The organism is Xanthobacter pollutisoli (assembly GCF_040044995.1).
In the GTDB taxonomy this organism is placed as follows: Bacteria; Pseudomonadota; Alphaproteobacteria; order Rhizobiales; family Xanthobacteraceae; genus Xanthobacter.
The window spans coordinates 174,048-191,977 of the sequence record NZ_JBDZDP010000001.1; the positions used below are offsets into that span (position 1 = coordinate 174,048).

Annotated in this window: 20 protein-coding genes and 1 other RNA gene; 7 read left to right on the forward strand and 14 right to left on the reverse strand. The window is 70.0% G+C overall.

The annotated features are described in order from the left end of the window. Positions 1-35: 35 nt before the first annotated feature. The 6 genes from ABLE93_RS00820 to ygfZ form a co-directional block, all read right to left on the reverse strand. The gene (locus ABLE93_RS00820; protein WP_348837201.1) at positions 36-557 is read right to left on the reverse strand and encodes a dihydrofolate reductase; all 522 of its coding nucleotides are present in this window, start codon (positions 555-557) and stop codon (positions 36-38) included. Next, the gene (locus ABLE93_RS00825; protein WP_348837203.1) at positions 554-1,825 is read right to left on the reverse strand and encodes a flavin monoamine oxidase family protein; all 1,272 of its coding nucleotides are present in this window, start codon (positions 1,823-1,825) and stop codon (positions 554-556) included. Before ABLE93_RS00825 ends, ABLE93_RS00820 begins: the two co-directional genes overlap by 4 nt. A gap of 19 nt (positions 1,826-1,844) precedes the next feature. Further along, entirely contained in the window at positions 1,845-2,423 is a 579-nt protein-coding gene (locus ABLE93_RS00830) for an SspB family protein (protein WP_348837205.1), read from the reverse strand. Between the two features lie 137 nt (positions 2,424-2,560). Continuing rightward, positions 2,561-2,927: a transfer-messenger RNA gene (ssrA, locus tag ABLE93_RS00835) on the reverse strand. Positions 2,928-3,026: 99 nt separating this feature from the next. After that, positions 3,027-3,641: a DNA-3-methyladenine glycosylase I gene (locus ABLE93_RS00840; RefSeq protein WP_348837207.1), complete on the reverse strand. Its 615-nt coding sequence runs from the start codon at positions 3,639-3,641 to the stop codon at positions 3,027-3,029. Positions 3,642-3,644: 3 nt separating this feature from the next. Next, on the reverse strand, positions 3,645-4,523 hold the full coding sequence (gene ygfZ / locus ABLE93_RS00845) for a CAF17-like 4Fe-4S cluster assembly/insertion protein YgfZ (protein WP_348837209.1): 879 nt from the start codon (positions 4,521-4,523) through the stop codon (positions 3,645-3,647). 76 nt (positions 4,524-4,599) lie between these two features. Between ygfZ and ABLE93_RS00850 the strand changes: the two genes are divergently transcribed. After that, complete coding sequence (locus tag ABLE93_RS00850; protein ID WP_348837210.1) at positions 4,600-5,940, forward strand: dihydroorotase; 1,341 nt, start codon at positions 4,600-4,602, stop codon at positions 5,938-5,940. Between the two features lie 849 nt (positions 5,941-6,789). Here the strand turns inward: ABLE93_RS00850 and ABLE93_RS00855 are convergent. Further along, positions 6,790-7,011 (reverse strand): DUF2093 domain-containing protein, encoded by a 222-nt coding sequence (locus ABLE93_RS00855; RefSeq protein WP_348837212.1) that lies wholly within the window; start codon positions 7,009-7,011, stop codon positions 6,790-6,792. 75 nt (positions 7,012-7,086) lie between these two features. Then, entirely contained in the window at positions 7,087-8,529 is a 1,443-nt protein-coding gene (gene xseA / locus ABLE93_RS00860; RefSeq protein ID WP_348837214.1) for an exodeoxyribonuclease VII large subunit, read from the reverse strand. 150 nt (positions 8,530-8,679) lie between these two features. Between xseA and purD the strand changes: the two genes are divergently transcribed. From purD to ABLE93_RS00880, 4 genes are all read left to right on the forward strand, one after another. Then, entirely contained in the window at positions 8,680-9,945 is a 1,266-nt protein-coding gene (gene purD, locus ABLE93_RS00865) for a phosphoribosylamine--glycine ligase (protein WP_348837215.1), read from the forward strand. Beyond that, the gene (locus tag ABLE93_RS00870) at positions 9,945-10,379 is read left to right on the forward strand and encodes an acyl-CoA thioesterase (RefSeq protein ID WP_348837216.1); all 435 of its coding nucleotides are present in this window, start codon (positions 9,945-9,947) and stop codon (positions 10,377-10,379) included. The genes purD and ABLE93_RS00870 overlap by 1 nt, the downstream gene beginning before the upstream one ends. Positions 10,380-10,448: 69 nt before the next feature. Next, complete coding sequence (locus ABLE93_RS00875; RefSeq protein ID WP_348837218.1) at positions 10,449-11,024, forward strand: DUF1214 domain-containing protein; 576 nt, start codon at positions 10,449-10,451, stop codon at positions 11,022-11,024. Further along, positions 11,021-11,695: a DUF1254 domain-containing protein gene (locus ABLE93_RS00880; RefSeq protein WP_348837220.1), complete on the forward strand. Its 675-nt coding sequence runs from the start codon at positions 11,021-11,023 to the stop codon at positions 11,693-11,695. Before ABLE93_RS00875 ends, ABLE93_RS00880 begins: the two co-directional genes overlap by 4 nt. A 300-nt stretch (positions 11,696-11,995) precedes the next feature. On the opposite strand, the gene ABLE93_RS00885 is transcribed toward ABLE93_RS00880, so the two are convergent. Genes ABLE93_RS00885 through ABLE93_RS00895 form a run of 3 tightly spaced genes read right to left on the reverse strand, consistent with a single transcriptional unit; the run spans position 11,996 to position 14,512 of the window. Continuing rightward, positions 11,996-12,340, reverse strand: coding sequence for a DUF1491 family protein (locus ABLE93_RS00885; protein WP_348837222.1), 345 nt, complete (start codon positions 12,338-12,340; stop codon positions 11,996-11,998). Between the two features lie 13 nt (positions 12,341-12,353). Beyond that, a complete protein-coding gene (locus ABLE93_RS00890; RefSeq protein ID WP_348837223.1) occupies positions 12,354-13,049 on the reverse strand; it encodes a peptidoglycan-binding domain-containing protein in 696 nt (231 codons plus the stop codon). Then, complete coding sequence (locus ABLE93_RS00895; RefSeq protein ID WP_348837226.1) at positions 13,046-14,512, reverse strand: sensor histidine kinase; 1,467 nt, start codon at positions 14,510-14,512, stop codon at positions 13,046-13,048. The genes ABLE93_RS00890 and ABLE93_RS00895 overlap by 4 nt, the downstream gene beginning before the upstream one ends. 264 nt (positions 14,513-14,776) lie before the next feature. Between ABLE93_RS00895 and ABLE93_RS00900 the strand changes: the two genes are divergently transcribed. Then, complete coding sequence (locus ABLE93_RS00900; RefSeq protein ID WP_348837228.1) at positions 14,777-15,268, forward strand: DUF5330 domain-containing protein; 492 nt, start codon at positions 14,777-14,779, stop codon at positions 15,266-15,268. A 136-nt stretch (positions 15,269-15,404) separates the two neighbouring features. Next, positions 15,405-15,827, forward strand: coding sequence for a SufE family protein (locus tag ABLE93_RS00905; protein WP_348837229.1), 423 nt, complete (start codon positions 15,405-15,407; stop codon positions 15,825-15,827). Positions 15,828-15,859: 32 nt separating this feature from the next. On the opposite strand, the gene ABLE93_RS00910 is transcribed toward ABLE93_RS00905, so the two are convergent. The 3 genes from ABLE93_RS00910 to ABLE93_RS00920 form a co-directional block, all read right to left on the reverse strand. Further along, entirely contained in the window at positions 15,860-16,384 is a 525-nt protein-coding gene (locus ABLE93_RS00910) for a hypothetical protein (RefSeq protein ID WP_348837232.1), read from the reverse strand. A gap of 87 nt (positions 16,385-16,471) precedes the next feature. After that, on the reverse strand, positions 16,472-16,600 hold the full coding sequence (locus ABLE93_RS00915; protein ID WP_348837234.1) for a hypothetical protein: 129 nt from the start codon (positions 16,598-16,600) through the stop codon (positions 16,472-16,474). A gap of 192 nt (positions 16,601-16,792) precedes the next feature. Continuing rightward, complete coding sequence (locus ABLE93_RS00920) at positions 16,793-17,791, reverse strand: GntR family transcriptional regulator (protein ID WP_348837235.1); 999 nt, start codon at positions 17,789-17,791, stop codon at positions 16,793-16,795. Between the last annotated feature and the right edge of the window lie 139 nt (positions 17,792-17,930).

A 17,930-nucleotide genomic window follows, 5' to 3' on the forward strand; every position in this document is an offset into this window, starting at 1 on the left:
GAGGAGCCGGCCCTGAGCCGCCACTCGCGACCGCCTCAGGGCCGAACCAGCGTCACATAGGTGAAGGCGGCTTCGTCCTTCTCGCCGCGCAGCGGTCCCTCCCGCCCGGCCTCGCGCCAGGCGCTCGGGTCATAGTCCGGGAAGCGGACATCGCCTTCGGGGGCCGCATGGACCTGGGTGAGATAGAGCGTGCGCGCCAGCGGCAGCGTTTCTCGGAACACCCGCTCGCCGCCGATGACCATGATGGCGTCGGCACCCATGGCATCCGCCGCCTCATCCGCCAGCGCTATGGCCTCCGCCAGCGTCGCGGCCTTCAGCACGCCCTCGGGCGGCGCGAAGCCGGGATCGGCGCTCACCACCACCGAGATGCGCCCGGGCAAAGGCTTGCCGATGGATTCGAAGGTGCGACGGCCCATGAGCAGCGGCTTGCCCCAGGTGAGGGCGCGGAAGCGCTTGAGCTCAGAGGGCAGCCGCCACGGCAGGCCGCCGGCCGTACCGATGACGCCGTTTTCCGACACCGCGACCACGAGCGCGAGGGGGTGCCGGGGCGCGATCATGCCGCCTTCTCCAGTTCAGCGATGACGGCGTCCGCGGCGGCAAGGCCCGAAATGCGGGCGCCATGGCAGGTGGAATAGGCCTCGCGGCCCAGCGCCTCGCCGGCGAAGGCGATGCGCGGATCGAACGGCTCATGCAGGCGCGCCCTCAAATGCGCCTTGCCCGGCAGCGCGCAGGAATAGGCGCCGCCAATATAGGGCATGCCGGCCCAGTCGGTGACCTGCGTGCGCAGGAGCCGGGACTTCAGATGGCCGCCGAAGGCGCCAGCGAGAACGTCGAGGGCGAAGTCCACCAGAGCCCCTTCCCCCTCCTGCGCCATGGCCCGCGCTTCGGGCCCCGCCACATGGACCAGCGCCGCCGGAGCGCCGCCGGGCCGCAGCAGCGCAGACGCTCCGGGCCGGGCGGGATCCGCGGGATCGACGAAATCGAGGCCCGAGCGCTCGCTCACCCCGAACACGTCCCCATCGAACAGCAGGGCCACCTTCTCGGCATATCCAAGCGGCAGGGCGGCGAAGGCCTCCGCCAGATCGGGCGGCAGGTCCGGGGCGAAGGCGAGCCGTCCCGCGGCGATGACGGCGGTGGGCACCGCCACCACCGCCGCGCGGCAGGTGAGCGCGCCCCGTGCGGTCTCGATCCGCAGCCGCCGACCGGAGCGATCGATGCGATGCACGGGACAGCCGAGGGTCACCGGCAGATCGCCGGCCACGGCGAGGACAAGGGCGCCGTAGCCGTCGAGCACGGGCCAGTTGTCTTCCGTGTCGTGATAATAGGCGAAGTCCACGGCCGATATCTCGGCCGGGCCCGCCGCCGACATCAGCTCCAGCCAGTGGCGCGCCAGCACGCTGTAGGGACCCTGATCGCCGGCCTGGGCGATGGCCGCGGCCGCGGAAATGTCGCGCCCCTCGCCACCGGCCGCATAGACCGCGTCGAAGATGGCATCCACCGTCTGGTCCGCCGCGTCTTTCTCCACCGCACTCGCCAGCCGGCTGCCCAGATACAACATGCGACGGGGCAGCCAATTGCCGTCGCCCACGCGCACGCCGTGGGCGGCGGCAAGGACGGTAAAGGGGTTATGCCGGGCGTCGTGCAGCCAGTGGCAGCCGAGATCGAAGGGCACGCCGAGGGTGTGGTGGTCGGTGGCGGCACGGCCGCCCGGGCTGTCCGCAGCTTCGAGGATCTCGAAGGCGATGCCCCGCGCGCGCAGACGCTCGCCGGCGGCGAGGCCGGCCGCGCCGGCCCCGATCACCACCACATCGGTTTCATGGGTCACGAAGGCTCGTTCCGGCGCGCTACTTCTTGTTGCGGAACACGTCGAGCTGCACCACCTGGGCGCCGCCCGCCGGGCGGTCACCCTCGCCCTCGCCCGCCTCGGGCGCGGGCGGCAGGACCGCAGCGCTGGCCATCGCCGGCTCGGAAGCGGCGCCGCGCGAGGGCTTGATGGGCGCGGGCGCATTGGCCGACCGGGGCGGCTCCATGGCGGTGTCGTCGCTCTCCTCCGCCTCGCTCTCGTTGGCGGCGATCTCGAACTGCAGGCCGAACTTCACAGACGGGTCAAAGAAGCCCTTCAGAGCGGAAAACGGCACGAGCAGCCGCTCCGGGATGCCGCCGAACGACAAACCGACCTCGAACGAGGTCTCGGTGACGATCAGGTCCCAGAACTGGTGCTGGAGGACGATGGTCATTTCCTCGGGATACTTCTCCCGCATGCGGTGGGAGAGGCGCACGCCGGGCGCGCGGGTGTCGAAGGAAATGTAGAAATGGTGATCCCCCGGTAGGCCGGTCTTGGCCACGTCGGTCAGCACGCGGCGCACCACGGAGCGCAGGGCCTCCTGGGCGAGAAGATCGTAGCGGATGTGATCGACCGTCATGAGCCCGCAGCACTTCCCCTCCGGCCTGATGGACTTTCAGGCTCCGGGCACCTTTCGATAACGAGCCCGCGGATTGGCCGCGGCCGAAAGGACGAACGAAGGAGCGCGCCTTCCCCCCTCCGGCCGGGCGGGAGGGAAGTGGAGGCTTCTGTTGCCAGGTGCCTCCGAACCCCGCCTATCCAGTGCTACCCGGTAGGACTTTGATTTCGATCGTCAAACCGCTCACGCGGCCTGAGCAACCGGAGCATAGTTGTCGTTGGCAACTATAAGTTTAGCCCGATAACGGCGGAACAATGCCGAGCGAAAGAATGCCCTTTACACCCTCGTCGATCCTATTTCGCCCCCGCCGGAACCCGCCCTCCGCGTTAGGAGAAAACGGGCTTTGGTGGAGGCGCCGGGTACCGCCCCCGGGTCCGAAAGGCTTATTCCGACACCTGTTTATCGCCATATCCGGCTTGCGCCGGCACAGGGAATATAGGCGCGGGCCGCCGGTGATGAAAGAGGCGCGCGCCAGAATGTCGGCCCCGTCCCCCACTTCGGAGCCATTCAACCGCGGCCGCGGCTTTTGCACTTCCGCCATTGGGCCCAAAGGCGGGGAAACGCTCAGGTTCGGGCGCAGTGGCAGCCGGCGAGATGGTCGTCCACCAGGCCACACGCCTGCATGGCGGCATAGACGATGGTCGGCCCGACGAACTTGAACCCCCGCGCCTTCAGCCGCTTGGACAGGGCGCGCGACTGCGGCGTCTCGGCCGCAATGTCGCTGATGCGCTTCGGCCGGTTCACCTGCGTGCGGCCCCCGACGCTGTCCCAAAGGAACTTGGCGAAATCGATGCCCTCGTCGCGCATGGCGAGATAGGCGCGAGCCGACAGCACCGCCCCTTCCACCTTCGCCCGATTGCGCACGATGCCGGCGTCCTGCATCAGCGCCTCGATCTTGGCCGCGTCGTAGCGCGCCATCTTCTCCGGCTCGAAGCCGTCGAAGGCGCGGCGGAAATTCTCCCGCTTGCGCAGGATGGTGATCCAGGAAAGGCCGGCCTGGAAGCCGTCCAGCAGCAGCTTCTCGAACAGGGCGCGGCCGTCCCGCTCCGGCACGCCCCATTCCGTGTCGTGATAGGCCATGTAGAGCGGATCGCTGCCGCACCAGAAGCACCGCACCACGCCGTCGGGATGGGTGACGAGCGGCGTGCGCGCCGCCCGCTCCGGTGCTGCATCCGCCACCGGTCAGGCGCCCTTGAACTTGCGGTCGAGCCCGCTGACCTTCTTCTCCCAATCGAGAGGGAAGGTCGCCCATTCCGGCTTGCGCAGCTCCACCTCCACGGCGCCTGCGCGCAGCGGGACGCCTTCGGCGCGGGCATCGGTGGCGCGGTCGAGGCGGACGGTGGCGATGCCCCGCCCTTCGGTAACGGAGGTGAGCTGGCCCACGCTCTTGTCCCCGGCGGTGATCTCCTGGCCCACCGCCAGCGGCGCGGCAAACAGCACCTCCACCAGCCGGTTGCGCGGCGTGGAGCGGTGCTCCATGCGACTCACCACCTCCTGGCCCACGTAGCAGCCCTTCTTGAAGTCCACGCCGCCGAGCTGGTCCATGTCGGCCTCGTGGGGGAAGGTGTCGCCATAGGCGAAGTCCGAGCCGCCGCGGGGAATGCCGAGGGCAATGCGGTGGGCTTCATAGGCCGCAAGATCGGCGGAGAGCTCGCCCGCCACCGCCGGCGGCAGCACGAGGCGCTGGCCGAGGCCGGGAAAGCGCGGATCGGCATAGAGCGGGCCACCCGGCGTCGCGCCGGCCTCGCCGAACACCCCGGCCACCGCAAGGTCGTCGGCCTTCTCGAACGCCACCTTGGCCCGCAGGCGATGGAAGATCAGCCGCTTGAGCAGGTCGTCCACCCGCTCGGCCGGGACGTCGAACAGGAAGACGTCCTCGCCTTCCTTGTAGAACAGGAAGTCGGAGATGATCTTGCCCTGCGGGGTGAGCAGCGCGCCGTAGCGGCTGTCGCCCACGGCCATGGTCTGCACGTTGCAGGTGATGACGCCGTGAAGGAATTTCGAGGCCTCGGGTCCGGAGGCACGAATGAGCGCACGATCGGTCAAATGAATGACGGGCATGGGGGCCGTCCTTGTCAGCAAAATAAAAAACAGATTTAAGGCCGCAAACCTGTCCCCATCAAGAGCGAGCCGCCCCATGTCCGTGACTTTCGATCTGCTGGTGAAGGGCGGCGCGGTGGCGACCCCCGCCGGCATTGCCGTTGCGGACATCGGCGTGACGGGTGGCCGCATCCGCGCCATCGGCGCCCTAAACGGCGCCAGCGCCGGCGAGGTGGTGGACGCGACGGGCCTCACCGTCCTGCCCGGCGTCATCGACACCCAGGTGCATTTCCGCGAGCCGGGGCTGGAGCAGAAGGAAGATCTGGAGACCGGCTCCCGCGCCGCCGTCATGGGCGGGGTGACCGGCGTGTTCGAGATGCCGAACACCATTCCCCAGACCACCAACCCCGCCGCGCTGGAAGACAAGATCGCTCGCGGGACAAACCGCATGCACTGCGACTTCGCCTTCTACGTGGGCGGCACCCACGACAACGTGAAGGACCTGCCGGAGCTGGAGCGCCTGCCCGGCGCCGCCGGGGTGAAAGTGTTCATCGGCTCCTCCACCGGCTCTTTGCTGGTGCCGGACGACGACGGCGTGCGCAACATCCTGAAGGTCATCCGCCGCCGCGCCGCCTTCCATTGCGAGGACGAGCCGCGCCTTCAGGAGCGCAAGGGCCTGCGCGTGCCGGGCGACGCCTCCTCCCACCCGGTGTGGCGCGACGAGATCGCGGCACTGACCGCCACCCGCCGCCTCGTCAACCTGGCGCGGGAGACCGGGGCGCGGGTGCATGTGCTGCATGTGACCTCGGCCGACGAGATGGAATTCCTCGCAGATGCCCGGGACGTGGCCTCGGTGGAGGTCACTCCCCATCACCTCACCATGGCGGCCCCCGAATGCTACGAGCGTCTCGGGACATTGGCGCAGATGAACCCGCCGGTGCGGGACGCGCGCCATCGCGACGCCCTGTGGGCGGCGATCTCGGCCGGCGTTGTGGATGTGCTCGGCTCCGATCATGCCCCGCACACGCTGGAGGAGAAGCAGAAGCCCTATCCCGAAAGCCCGTCGGGCATGACCGGCGTGCAGACGCTGGTGCCCCTGATGCTGGACCACTTGACGGCGGGGCGCCTGACACTCGACCGCTTCATCGACCTGACCAGCGCAGGCCCCGCCCGCCTGTTTGGCATCGCCGGCAAGGGGCGCATCGCGGCGGGCTACGACGCCGACTTCACCGTGGTCGACCTGAAGCGCCGCGCCACCATCACCAACGACTGGATCGCCTCGCGCGCGAAGTGGACGCCCTATGACGGCAAGGAGGTCACCGGCTGGCCGGTGGGCACCTTCGTCCGCGGGCGCAAGGTGATGTGGGAGGGCGAACTCACCGGCCCGTCCGCCGGTCAGCCCATCCGCTTCCTGGAGACCCTTCAGCCGCAGCGGTGAGCGCGCAGGACTGCCGCGTCGCGGATGCCGACAGCGCTCTCCAACGACCGTCGCCCCCGCCTCGACCGGAGGGCCGTTCCCACCCGGGGCCGGCACTCGGCGGAGGCATGGATGCTCCGGTCAAGCCGGAGCATGACGGCGGTGCGTGGGGCGGGAGCGGCGTTCGCTAAAGACCGTCGCCCTCCGGCTTGACCGGAGGGCCCATCTCCCCGCCCAGATCCGGCTTCCGGCGGAGGCATGGATGCTCCGGTCGAGCCGGAGCATGACGGCGGTGCGTGGGGCGGGAGCGGCCTTACCCAAAAACCGTCGCCCTCCGGCTTGACCGGAGGGCCCATATCCTCGCCCAGACCCGGCTTCCGGCGGAGGCAGGGATGCTCCGGTCGAGCCGGAGCATGACGGCGGTGCGTGGGGCGGGAGCGGCATTCTCCAACAACCGTCGCCCTCCGGCTTGACCGGAGGGCCCATGTCCCCGTCCAGATCCGGCTTCCGGCGGAGGCAGGGATGCTCCGGTCAAGCCGGAGCATGACGGCGGAGCATGGGGCGGGAGCGGCATTCTCTCACAACCGTCGCCCTCCGGTTTGGCCCGAGGGCCGATCTCCCCCGCCCAGATCCGGCTTCCCCCGGAGGCATGGGTGCTCCGGTTAAGCCGGAGCATGACGGCGGTGCGTGGGGCGGGAGCGGCATTCTCCAACAACCGTCGCCCTCCGGCTTGACCGGAGGGCCCATGTCCCCGTCCAGATCCGGCTTACGGCGGAGGCATGGATGCTCCGGTCAAGCCGGAGCGTGGCGGTGCTTTGAGGAGCACGAGAATGAGTCAGATCGCAGGGTTCCGGCGCGGCCGCCCGCCCGTCAGCCGACCGGGCGGTCCCGCACGCGGATCAGCACCGCCTCGGGGTCCACATAGGCTTCCTGCAGGTCGACGCTCCAGTAGCGCAGTTCGTCCAGCGGGATGGTCTGGCCGGTGACGGCGCAGCGCACGAAGCTGCCGGGCCGCAGGATGCGGAACTCACCATCGAGGTAGCGGACCTCCGCCTCGCCATGGGGCTCGGGGAAGCGTTCGAATCGATTCATCACCGGGTGGATGTCCTGAAACGGGATCTGGCTTCAAGATAACCCTTCGTTCCGCAACGCGAAAGAGGCGCCCCCTCAGGGATCGAACAGGGTCGGTCCCTCGACCTTCCGGGGTCGGCGGGCCGCGGGCCGGGGCGCCACGCGGGGCAGTGTCCCGTCCGGCGCGCCCGCCTGAACCTCCACCCGCCCGTCGGCAAATTCCAGACTGAGGGCTGCGCCCTCCGTCACCTCGGCCGCACGCCGTACCGCATGCCCCGATGCGTCGCGCACGAGGGCATAGCCGCGGCCCAGAACCTCCTTGTAGCTCAAAACCTTGAGCAATTGACCAAGCGTCCCGATCCGGGCCGCGCGGCGCTCGGTTGCCACCTGGAATGCCCGGCGCATCCGGCCTTCAAGGGCCCCGACGCGCTCGTCGCAGCGGCTGAGGCGCACCCTCAGCGCATCCGGCGACAGGCGCGCGCGGGCCGCGACGAGCCGCAGGCGATGGGCGGCGGCATTGGCCTTCAGCGCCCGCGGCAGGCGCTCGCCGGCAAGATCGAGCCGCTGGCGCGGCACCGCAAGCAGCGTCTCGGCCTGAGGAAGCAGGCGCGACAGGGAGCGGAATTCGGCGCGGCGGCGGTCGAGCAGGCGCAGCGGCGCAGCCACGAGCCGCGCCCCGAGATCCTCCACCGTGGCGATCAGTTCGGCGCGCACCGGCACCACCATCTCGGCGGCGGCGGTGGGCGTCGGGGCGCGCACGTCGGCGGCAAAGTCGATGAGGGTCACGTCGGTCTCATGGCCCACGGCCGATACCAGCGGAATGAAGCTGTCCGCCGCGGCCCGCACCACGGCTTCGTCGGAAAACCCCAGCAGATCCTCCAGCGCGCCGCCGCCGCGGGCCACCACGATCACGTCTGGCCGGGGAATCGCCCCGCCCTCGGGGAGCGCGTTGAAGCCGCGGATGGCGGCGGCGACCTCGGCGGCGGACGTCTCGCCCTGCACCCGCACCGGCCAGACCACCACCCGGAGGGGGAATCGGTCCGCCACCCGGTGGAGGATGTCGCGGATCACCGCCCCGGTGGGCGAGGTGACGACGCCCACGACGCGGGGCAGAAAGGGCAGCTCCTGCTTGCGGGCGGGATCGAACAGGCCCTCGGCGGCCAGCCGGCGCTTGCGCTCCTCCAGCATGGCCATGATGGCGCCGGCCCCGGCGAATTCCAGCGCCTCGACGACGATCTGGTAGCCGGACTTGCCCGGATAGGTGGTCAGCTTGCCCGTCGCCACCACCTCCAGCCCCTCCTCGGGCTTCAGCCGCAGGCGCTGGAACGTGCCCTTCCAGATCACCGCGTCGAGGCGCGCGCCGGTGTCCTTCAGGCAGAAATAGGCGTGGCCGGAGGAATGCGGCCCGCGGTAGCCGGATATTTCGCCACGCACCCGCACATGGCCATAGGCGTCTTCCACTGTCCGGCGCAGGGCGGCGGACAGCTCGGAAACGCTCCATTCCGGCGCATTGGCCTTGATGTCGGCACCATCGGTCATCGCAATGGGACTCACGGTATCGGGTGGCACAGCATAGCGGGAAGCCGCCTTATGCGGCGAGCGCAGAGCCCTGCCCCTTGTTTGCGCGGCCCCGAGCCGATAGGCGAAGGGGATGAACGACCAAGGCGCCGCAGTTTCGGGGGAGGCCGCATGAACATCCTGCTCCTCGGTTCGGGAGGGCGCGAGCACGCCCTCGCCTGGAAGCTGGCGCAGAGCCCCAACATGGGCCAGTTCTACGCCCTGCCCGGCAATCCCGGCATCGCCGAGTTCGCCGACGTGGTGGAAGGCATTCCCCTGTCCGCCCATGATACCATCGTGAAATGGTGCCAGGAGCACACCATCGACCTTGTCGTGGTGGGGCCCGAGGCGCCGCTGGTTGCGGGACTGGTGGATCGGCTCGCCGCCGCCGGGATCGTCGCCTTCGGTCCCACCGCCGCGGCCGCCCGGCTGGAGGGCTCCAAGCTCTTCACCAAGGAATTGTGCCGCGCCAACGCCATCCCGACCGCCGCCTTCGGCCGCTTCGAGACCACGGCGGAGGCCGCCGCTTATGTCCGCAGCCAGGGCGCGCCCATCGTGGTGAAGGCCGACGGGCTGATGGCCGGCAAGGGCGTGGTGGTTGCGCTCACGGTGGAAGAGGCCGTGGACGCGGTGGAGCAGGTGTTCGCCGGCGGCGGCACCGAGGTGCTGGTCGAGGAATTCATGGAAGGCGAGGAGGCGAGCCTCTTCGCTCTGGTGGACGGCGAGAGTGTGGTGTCTTTCGGCAGCGCGCAGGACCACAAGCGCGCCTATGACGGTGACCTCGGCCCCAACACCGGCGGCATGGGCGCCTATTCGCCCGCCCCGGTATTGACGGCGGACCTGGAGAGCCGGGCGCTGGACGAGATCCTCATTCCCACCGCGCGCGCCATGGCCGCCGCCGGCACGCCCTATCGCGGCGTGCTCTATGCCGGGCTCATGCTGACCGCCTCAGGCCCGAAGCTGGTGGAATACAATTGCCGCTTCGGCGATCCCGAATGCCAGGTGCTGATGCCGCGCTTCGCCGGCGATCTCGTGGAGGTGCTCCACGCCACCGCCACCGGCCGCCTTGCGCAGGTGACGCCGCAATGGTCGCAGGATTCGGCCATGACGGTGGTCTATGCGTCGCGCGGCTATCCCGGGCCCCATCAGGTGGGCAGCGCCATCGGGGGGATCGATGCCGCTGCCGCCCTCGAGGGGGTGCTGGTGTTCCAGGCCGGCACACGCCTGAAGGGCGGCGTTCTGGTCTCCAACGGCGGGCGGGTGCTGAACGTCACCGCCACCGGCGCCACGCTCGCCGCTGCGCGCGAGCGCGCCTATGCGGGCGTGGCCCAGATCGACTGGCCCGACGGCTTCTTCCGCAGCGATATCGGCTGGCGGGCGCTGGGAGCGCGCGGCTGATGAGCGCCCGCGAGAAGGCCCCCCTCCCCGTCCTCGACGACTTCCCCGTCAAGGCGGTGGACACCATCCGCTACGGCGACACGGACATGCTGGGCCATGTCAACAACGCCGTCTTCTCCACCTTCCTGGAAACCGGTCGCACGCGGCTCCTGCTGCATCCGCGCACGTTCGCGCCGCCGGGCACGGGTTTTGCGCTCGTTCGTCTCGTGCTCGACTACCGCGCCGAGATGCGCTGGCCCGGAGAGGCCCACATCGGCACCGGCGTGACCGGCGTGGGCCGCAGTTCCATCTCGCTGGCGCAGGCGATCTTCCAGGACGGCACCTGCATGGCGACAGGGGAGACGGTCATCGTGCTGTTCGATACCACCGCCCGGCGCTCCCTGCCCCTTCCGGACGACGTGCGGGCGGCCCTCGAAGCCCTCGCGATGCGCTGAGACCGCGCCGGCGGTTTTGCCCGCGCCGGCTTTGTGAGCTAGATAGGGGCCGACAGCCCTGGACGTGCCGTGCGCCTTCTGCCCCTCGCCTTCACGCTTCTCATCGCCACCATTCTCGGGCTCGGCGTCACCTGGTTTTCCGTGACGCATTCCCGTGGCCTGGACGTGGTGCGCTCGGGCGCGTGGGAGGGCTGGCCGCGGGCCGGCACCGCGAAGGCGGATCCCTATGCCCGCGCCGCCGTCGCCCGCTCCGGCGAGCTGCCGCTCGAACTTGCGGACGGCCTCATCTTCCTCGCCACGACGGACGACGCCGGCAATCCGCTGGACGGGCGCTGCGAGACGCGCATCGTCGGCATCCTGCCGCAGGCCCGCCTGTGGACGCTGACCCTCACCGACCAGGACGGCAACCTCATCCCCAACGATGCAGGCCGCTCCGGTTTCACCAGCGCCGAGGCGGTGTATCGCCAGGACGGCGCCATTGACGTGCGGCTGTCGCCCCGCGCCCGCGCCGGCAACTGGCTTCCCACCGGCGCGCGGCCGCGCCTCAAGGTGGCGCTCCGGCTCTATGACGCGCCCTTCTCCTTCACCTCGGGCGCGGCGGATGCCGCGGTGCTGCCGCGCATCACCCGGGAGGCCTGCCTGTGACGGCGCTCGGAGAATTGCGCGAGGAGGCGTCCGGCATCCTGTCCCGCCTCGGCCGGATGGCTGGGCGCATGGCGGGTCGGCTGCCGCAGCCACGGCTGCCACGGCTCTCGCGACCCCGCTTCGGGTCGCCGGGGCAATTGGTGCTGTTCGTCGCCTTTGCTGTGGTGCTGGGCGCCATCGCCCACATCGTCTCCATCCTCGCCATGCCGGCGCTGGCCGAGCGCAACGCCTACGCCCGCCTGTCCGAGATGATGGAGTCGAACGTCCTGACCATGCTGGCAGACCCCACGCCGCAGCAGCAGGTGCTGCCGACCATGGACCCGGCCTTCATCGCCGCCATCTGCCTCTATGACTTGTCGCAGGCCCCGCTCAAGGTCCGCGTGCCGGCCACGGCCGACTATACCTCCGTCTCGTTCTACACGTCGGAGGCGCTGGCCTTCTACGCGCTGAGCGATCAGGCTGCGGGGCGGGTGATCGAGCTGGAGCTGATGACGGCGAGCCAGAAAGCGGCCCTGCCGGAGGATGAGGAAATCACCGCCGCCGACCGGCTGGTGATCGAATCGCCTACCCGCGAGGGGATCGTGGCGGTGCGCGCGTTCGTGCGCGAGCGCGGTATGCGCGATCTGGTCCGCCGCCAGCTGGAAGCGGCCACCTGCGCGCCGTCGAACTGACCCTGACCGATCTCAGCGCCGACGGGAGGTGCCGTTCTGGGGCACCGGCCCGGGGGCTGTATCCGCGTGGCGCTCGATGCGCACCACGGGAAGAATCACGATGTCAGCGCCCTTTGTCCTGAGAACCGCGGCACCCGCGGGCGCCGCTGCGGCCTGGCGTCGGGCCGTCCGGGGATCAGGAAATGCAATGACAGTGCTCATGCCCTGAAACTCCGTCGAGAGCTGTGATCACAACGTCACTGGAGCCTTATGGTTTCGCAAAGCTTAACGGGGCGTTAACGCACCGAGCCGCCCGAGGTCCTAGGGGGCGGCGAGATCGAGGAAGTGGCGGCCGGCGCGATCCTCGATCTCGACGACGAAAATGTCGGGGTCGAACTTCATCTCCCGGGCGATCCGGGCGTCCGCATCCGCCTCGGGTCGGCCGGCCTCCACCACCACCGAGAATTTGCGGTCGGACGGATAGGATTCGTCAAAGGCGGTTTGCGGCGCGGGGCCGTAAAGGGCGGCTGTGCCGTCGAGCCGCGACACCTTCACGAAGATCGCCCCCGCCTCCTCGGCACCGCGCCGGACCACGACCGCATACGCCCCCTCCACAGCAGCGCGGCGGATGAGGGCGGCGACGAAGATGGCGCTCTTCAGCCGCATGCGGGGCGTGCCATCAGTTCACCGCCATGCCGGAGACCGCAGCGAGCTCGCGCACCACGCGGTCGGAAATCTCCCCGTCCGCCGGCAGGTTACGGTCACGCTGGAAGCGCTGCACCGCCGAACGGGTCGCCCCTCCCGGAAGGCCATCCACCTTGAGCGGTCCGTATCCCAGCTTCGCCAGGGCCTTCTGCACGGAGAGGATGCGTGGCGAGGCACCGATATCGGCCGGCGGGCGCACCGCGCCGGTCACGTCGGAGGCGGCGCTTAGGCTTGCGGGGGGACGGCGCGGCGGCGGCTCGCTGTGGGCATCGGCCACGGTTCGGCCGGCTGCGGCGGTCGCAGGCACCAGGGGCGCGGCGGTGCCCGTCACAGTGGTGCGGATGGAGAGATAGCCCAGCGAGCCCGTTGTGGCGCCCCCCGCCGGGGCGGGCTGGGTCGGAGTGCTGGGCGCCAGCGGCACCGTCGTACGATTGGTCTTGGCCGCGCTTTGTCCGATCCCGGCCGGCCGGGCTGCCGGCAGCGGCGCGCCGGGCGGAGGCGCCTGCAACAGCAGGATGTTGGCAAGGAAGGCGCCGGACCCCGCGATGGCGACGAAGGCGGCCGCGAAATCGAGCCGCCGCAACCGCCGCGCCTCACGCGCGCGGTCGTCCGCCGCCGGGTCGACGAACTGCTGGGCCGGAGCGCCCTCCATCACGGGTTCGAGCTTCATGCGGTCCTCTTCGTGCGTGTCTCGTCAAGGCGCGCCGGAAACTGCGCCACCACTCCCGCCTCGCGTTCGGCAAAGGCGGCGGGCGGCGCGCACGGCAGGCTTACCGAGACGCTGGTGCCCTTGCCGAGAGCGCTCTCCACCCGCACGTCGCCGCCGTGCAGCTTCACCAGCCCCTTCACCACTGCGATGCCGAGCCCGCTGCCGCGCGCCCGCTGGACGCAGTCCCCGGCCTGGAAGAACGGCTCGCCGAGGCGCGCCACGTCTTCCCGCCGCATGCCGGGACCGGTATCGCGCACGCGGATGACCAGTTCGGCGCCCTGCACGCGCACGCCGATCTGCACCCGGCCGCCCTCGGGAGTGAATTTCACTGCGTTGGACAGGAGGTTGAGGATGATCTGGCGCAGCGCCCGCTTGTCCGCCTCCAGGGACGGCAGCCGTGCCGCCAGCTTGGCCTTCACCGCCACGCCGGAGCGGGCGGCGTCGAGCGCCACCATCTCGGCGCAGCCGGTCACGAGGGCGGCGACGTCCACGGGCTCGCGCTCCAGCTCGTAGGCGCCGGCCTCCACCCGCGACAGGTCGAGGATGTCGTTGACGAGGCCGAGCAGGTGCTGGCCGCTTTCGTGGATGATGCGGGCGTAGTCGGCCTTGCGCGCATCGTCGAGCGGCGCCCCGGCTTCGGTGGCGAGCAGTTCGGAGAAGCCGAGGATGGCATTGAGCGGGGTGCGCAACTCGTGGCTCATGGCCGCGAGGAAGCGGCTTTTCGCGGCATTGGCCGCCTCGGCCTCGGCGCGGGCACGGGCGGCGTCATCGGCCTTGAGACGCTCGGCCTTCAGATGCTCGATCTGGGCGGCTTCCCAGGGCGCATTCCAGGCGCCGTGCCAGCTGATGCGAACACCGCCGCCGCGCACGAGACGGCAGCGGGCCTCGACGGAAAGGAAGGAGGGCGCGGCGTCCGACGGCCCGTCGCAGCGCAGGCGTACCTCGCAGCCGGTGGCCCGGCCCCGGGCGGCGGCCTGCACCGCCGAGAGGAAGGCAGGCCGATCGGCCACCAGCACGCGCTCGAACAACGCCATTCCGGCGAAGCTCTCGGCCGGCACCTCGGCGAAAGGCCCGGCCTTGGCCTCCACTGCCTCCACGTCGCCGTGGGGACCGTGGCGGGTGACAAGCAAGGTATCGTCGGGCATTTCGGCGCTGGCCCGCGCGGCGGCACGGGCGAGACCGCCGGCCACCGCGGCGAGCGCGACGCTGATGAAGCCGCTGGCGAGGAGCGCGGTGGCATTGAGCAGGCCGCCGGTGAGCAGGCCGGACACCTCGGCGACCAGCACGAGCGCGCCGCTGCCGAGGCCGACCAGGCCAATGGCGCTCAGCAGGACGCCGGTGACGCGCCCGAGCACAGCCAGACGCGGCAAAGCCTCGCGGCCCGTCTTCTCCGGGGCCGGAGCCGAGCGCAAACCGGCCGCCATATCGCCGCTCCCGAGGTGACCCACGTCTCCCCCTGTCAAGTGCCGTCTGCCGGGAGGTGGCGCGCGAAAGCCGGCTCCCGGATCGCAAAATCCTGCCACGGCGCCCTTTAAGCGAACGCTAAACCACCTGAGGCCGGGCGCCGTCAGCGTTAACGATGTATTGAAAAGTCCGGGCACGACGGCGCGCCGCCTGCCCACAGGGCGGCGGGGTTCTGGTACTCTTTCGAGACGAAAACCTTGGGTTCCGTATTCGTCGAGGGAGCCATGTTCTTCCTGTTGCGCCTCGTCTTCTGGCTCGGCCTCGTGCTGCTGCTCCTGCCGTTCGGCCTCAAGGGGAACGACGGGAGGGACGTGAGCGTGTTCGACGCGCTCGGAGCGGCGCAGGCGCTCTTTGCCGACCTGCGCGGCTTCTGCGACCGCCAGCCGCAGGCCTGCGCCGTGGGCGGCCAGATGGCCGGACATCTCGCCGAAAAGGCGCAGGTGGGCGCGAAATGGGTGTACGAGGCCATCGGCCGGCAGGAACCGCCGCCCGGCGCCGTGCCGGGACCGGCCCCGGCCCCCACTCAAGGCCAGAGCGGCGCGCTCGACCTGACGCCCCAGGACCTCATGCCCATGTGGGGCGGAGGCGATGCCGCCCGCCTCGTCGTGCCCCAGGGCTTCCAGCCGGCGACCCCCACAGCCGTTCCCGCTGGCGCGCCGGGCAGCCCGCCGGGATCTCAGGGCGTTCCGCCGCTGCCGCCGCGCCGGCCCGCCTGAGCGCTCCCGCGATCACGCGACGAATCGTAAATGGGGGGCATTTCTTGCCGGCTGTGTTATGCTGCAATGCAAGGACTTAACGTCGACCGGCGCCCTTTTGGCCGGGCGCCGTCCAAGCGGACGAGGAATTGGCCTCATGAATGCAGACGATCTCGTTGCCGATTTTGAATTTTTGGACAATTGGGAAGACCGCTACCGCCACGTGATCGAGCTCGGCAAGAAGCTGCCGGCATTCCCCGAGGCGGAGCGCAACGACACCAACAAGGTTCAGGGGTGCGCCAGCCAGGTGTGGCTGATCTCCCACGTGAAGAACCTGCCCACCGGAACCGTCATCGAGTTCGAAGGCGATTCCGACGCGCACATCGTGCGCGGCCTGGTGGCGGTGCTTCTCACGCTGGTGTCGGGCCGCACGCCCAAGGAGATCATGGAGACCGACATTCTTGGCGTGTTCCGCCAGATCGGCCTCGAAGGTCACCTGACGCCCCAACGCTCCAACGGCTTGCGCTCCATGGTGGAGCGTATCCGCGGCCATGCCCGCGCGGCCCTCGCCGCCGCCTGATTGACTGAGGGGCAGGTCGGGCCCGGCATCCGTCAGGCCGGCCTGACCTTCACCTCAGCCACCGCAAGGCGCCGGTAGAGCCGGCGTTGGCGGGCGATGGGCCACCAGTCATAGAGAAAGATCTCCATCGGCCGCCACAGCGCCACCCAGCCGAGGATGAGCAGACCTTCTGCCGCGAATCCGCCGAGCCGTTCCAGCGACGGCTCGCCGATCAGCCGCGCCAGCCCCAGGCACAACGCCAGCACCACGCAGCCGATGAGAAGGCTGATGCGGCCGACGCGGAAGAGCTCTCGCAACTCAAACGAAAGCGCCTGGGTGCGCAGCTCGAAATAATGCCGGATGGCCTCCGGCAGACCCTGAGCCTCGGGCGATGCGGCTTCGCCTGCGGGCAGATGGACAAGGATGGCCACCGCGGCGCCGGGCGGCAGCTCTCGCGCCCAGTCGACGATGAATGCCTCGGCGGCCTCGTCGAGGTCCCGCTCCCGGAAGGGAAAGGGATCGAGCATGTTGAAAAGCTGCGAGACCCGATCGACGCGGATCTCGATGACCGGGTTCATGGCGCCTCAGAGGGAAACGCGAACAGCTTCAGGCCGAGAGGGGCGAACAAGACGCGGAGCCGCTCGCCGAACCGGCAGCGGATGTCCTCAGCGGCGCGAGCGGCGGGCGCGCACGCGCACCGGTACCATCTGCCTCTGCCGCGCGGCGAGCTGCGTGAGCGCAACTGCGACGAGACCAGCAAGGGCGACAGCGGAACCGGCAACGAGGGATGACATCCTATCCTCCACCACCCGCCGGCAACCGAAGGTTCACGCCTGTAGCGAAGAACCCTGTGCCGGCGAAGGAAGCAATCTTAGCCCTCTTTGCCCGCAAAGCCACCCGGTCAGGTCAAGAAATATGCCGTTTCGGCAGCATTGGCCCGGTCACGGTGGTGTGAGCCAGCTCAGCGTCAACCACATTCCGTAACGTCATAGCGACGCGAGATAAGGCAACGGTCCGGGAGAGAAATCGCGGCGCACCCGGTCGAGCCGCTCGACGGCGCGGCCAAAGGAGCCTCGCAGATGGTCCCGCAGCGCATCAGCCGCGGCGTCCACCGCACCGGACGCCAGGCGCTCCGCCACGTCGAGATGCTCGCCGATGAAGGGCTCTCGCCCGTGATTCTGTGGCGTGCGGCTGTACAGGAAGGTCAGCGCCACCAGCAGTGTCTGGCAGGTGGCGAGCGCTTCCATGAGCGTGGCGTTGCCGCATTGGCCGAGCAGCGAGACGTGGAGCTCGCTCTCCAGCGCGCCGAGGCGCGCCGCATCAACCGCCTCGGGCCGCGCCGTTGCATCGAGCAGATTGGCGCGCAACGCTGCGATCGACTGGGGCGAGAGGCGGGGCGCTGCCAGCCGCAGCGCCGCCGGTTCCAGAATGGCGCGCATCTCGAACAGTTCGGCCACATAGGCCGGGGTCAGCGCCGGCGCATACCAGTGCAGGCGCGCATCCTTGCGCACGATACCGCGCTGGTTCAGCCGGGACAGCACCTCGCGGGCGACGGTGCGGCTGACGCCGTAATAGGCCGCGAGGTGATTCTCCACCACCCGGAAGGCACCGAGGGCGGTACGCGAGACCACCTCCTGCTCCACGTCCGCATAGATGCGCTGCCACGTGGATTCCGGCGCCAATTGGATCGGAGCGTCGCCCGGCGGGACGGCCTCGATCACCGCAAGGCCCGGCACGGGGCCGGCGAGCGATACCACCTCGAATCCGTGGCCCTCCGCCCGCCGCAGCAGGCCAGCGCGCTCAAGCCGCGCCAGCGCCTGCCGGGCCGGGGCGCGGGAGATCCCGAATCGCTCGGCGACGTGGGATTCCAGCAGCCGCTGACCCGGGGCCAGAGCGCCCGACGCGATCTGGGCAGCAAGGATGTCGAACGCCCGCTCGTGCAGCCTCGGGGCGATGCCGGCGACGGATGAGCGCCGTTCCGCCATGTCCCCCCTCTTTCCTTCGTCCGCCAATGCCTCTTGTCCGTCCATTGCGATCCGTGCAGCCCGCGCGCGTCAATCGGCAAACTGCCCCACGCGGCGGCAAATTCCAAGCTCCGCAATGGCTTGCTCGAGCTGTGCCCAA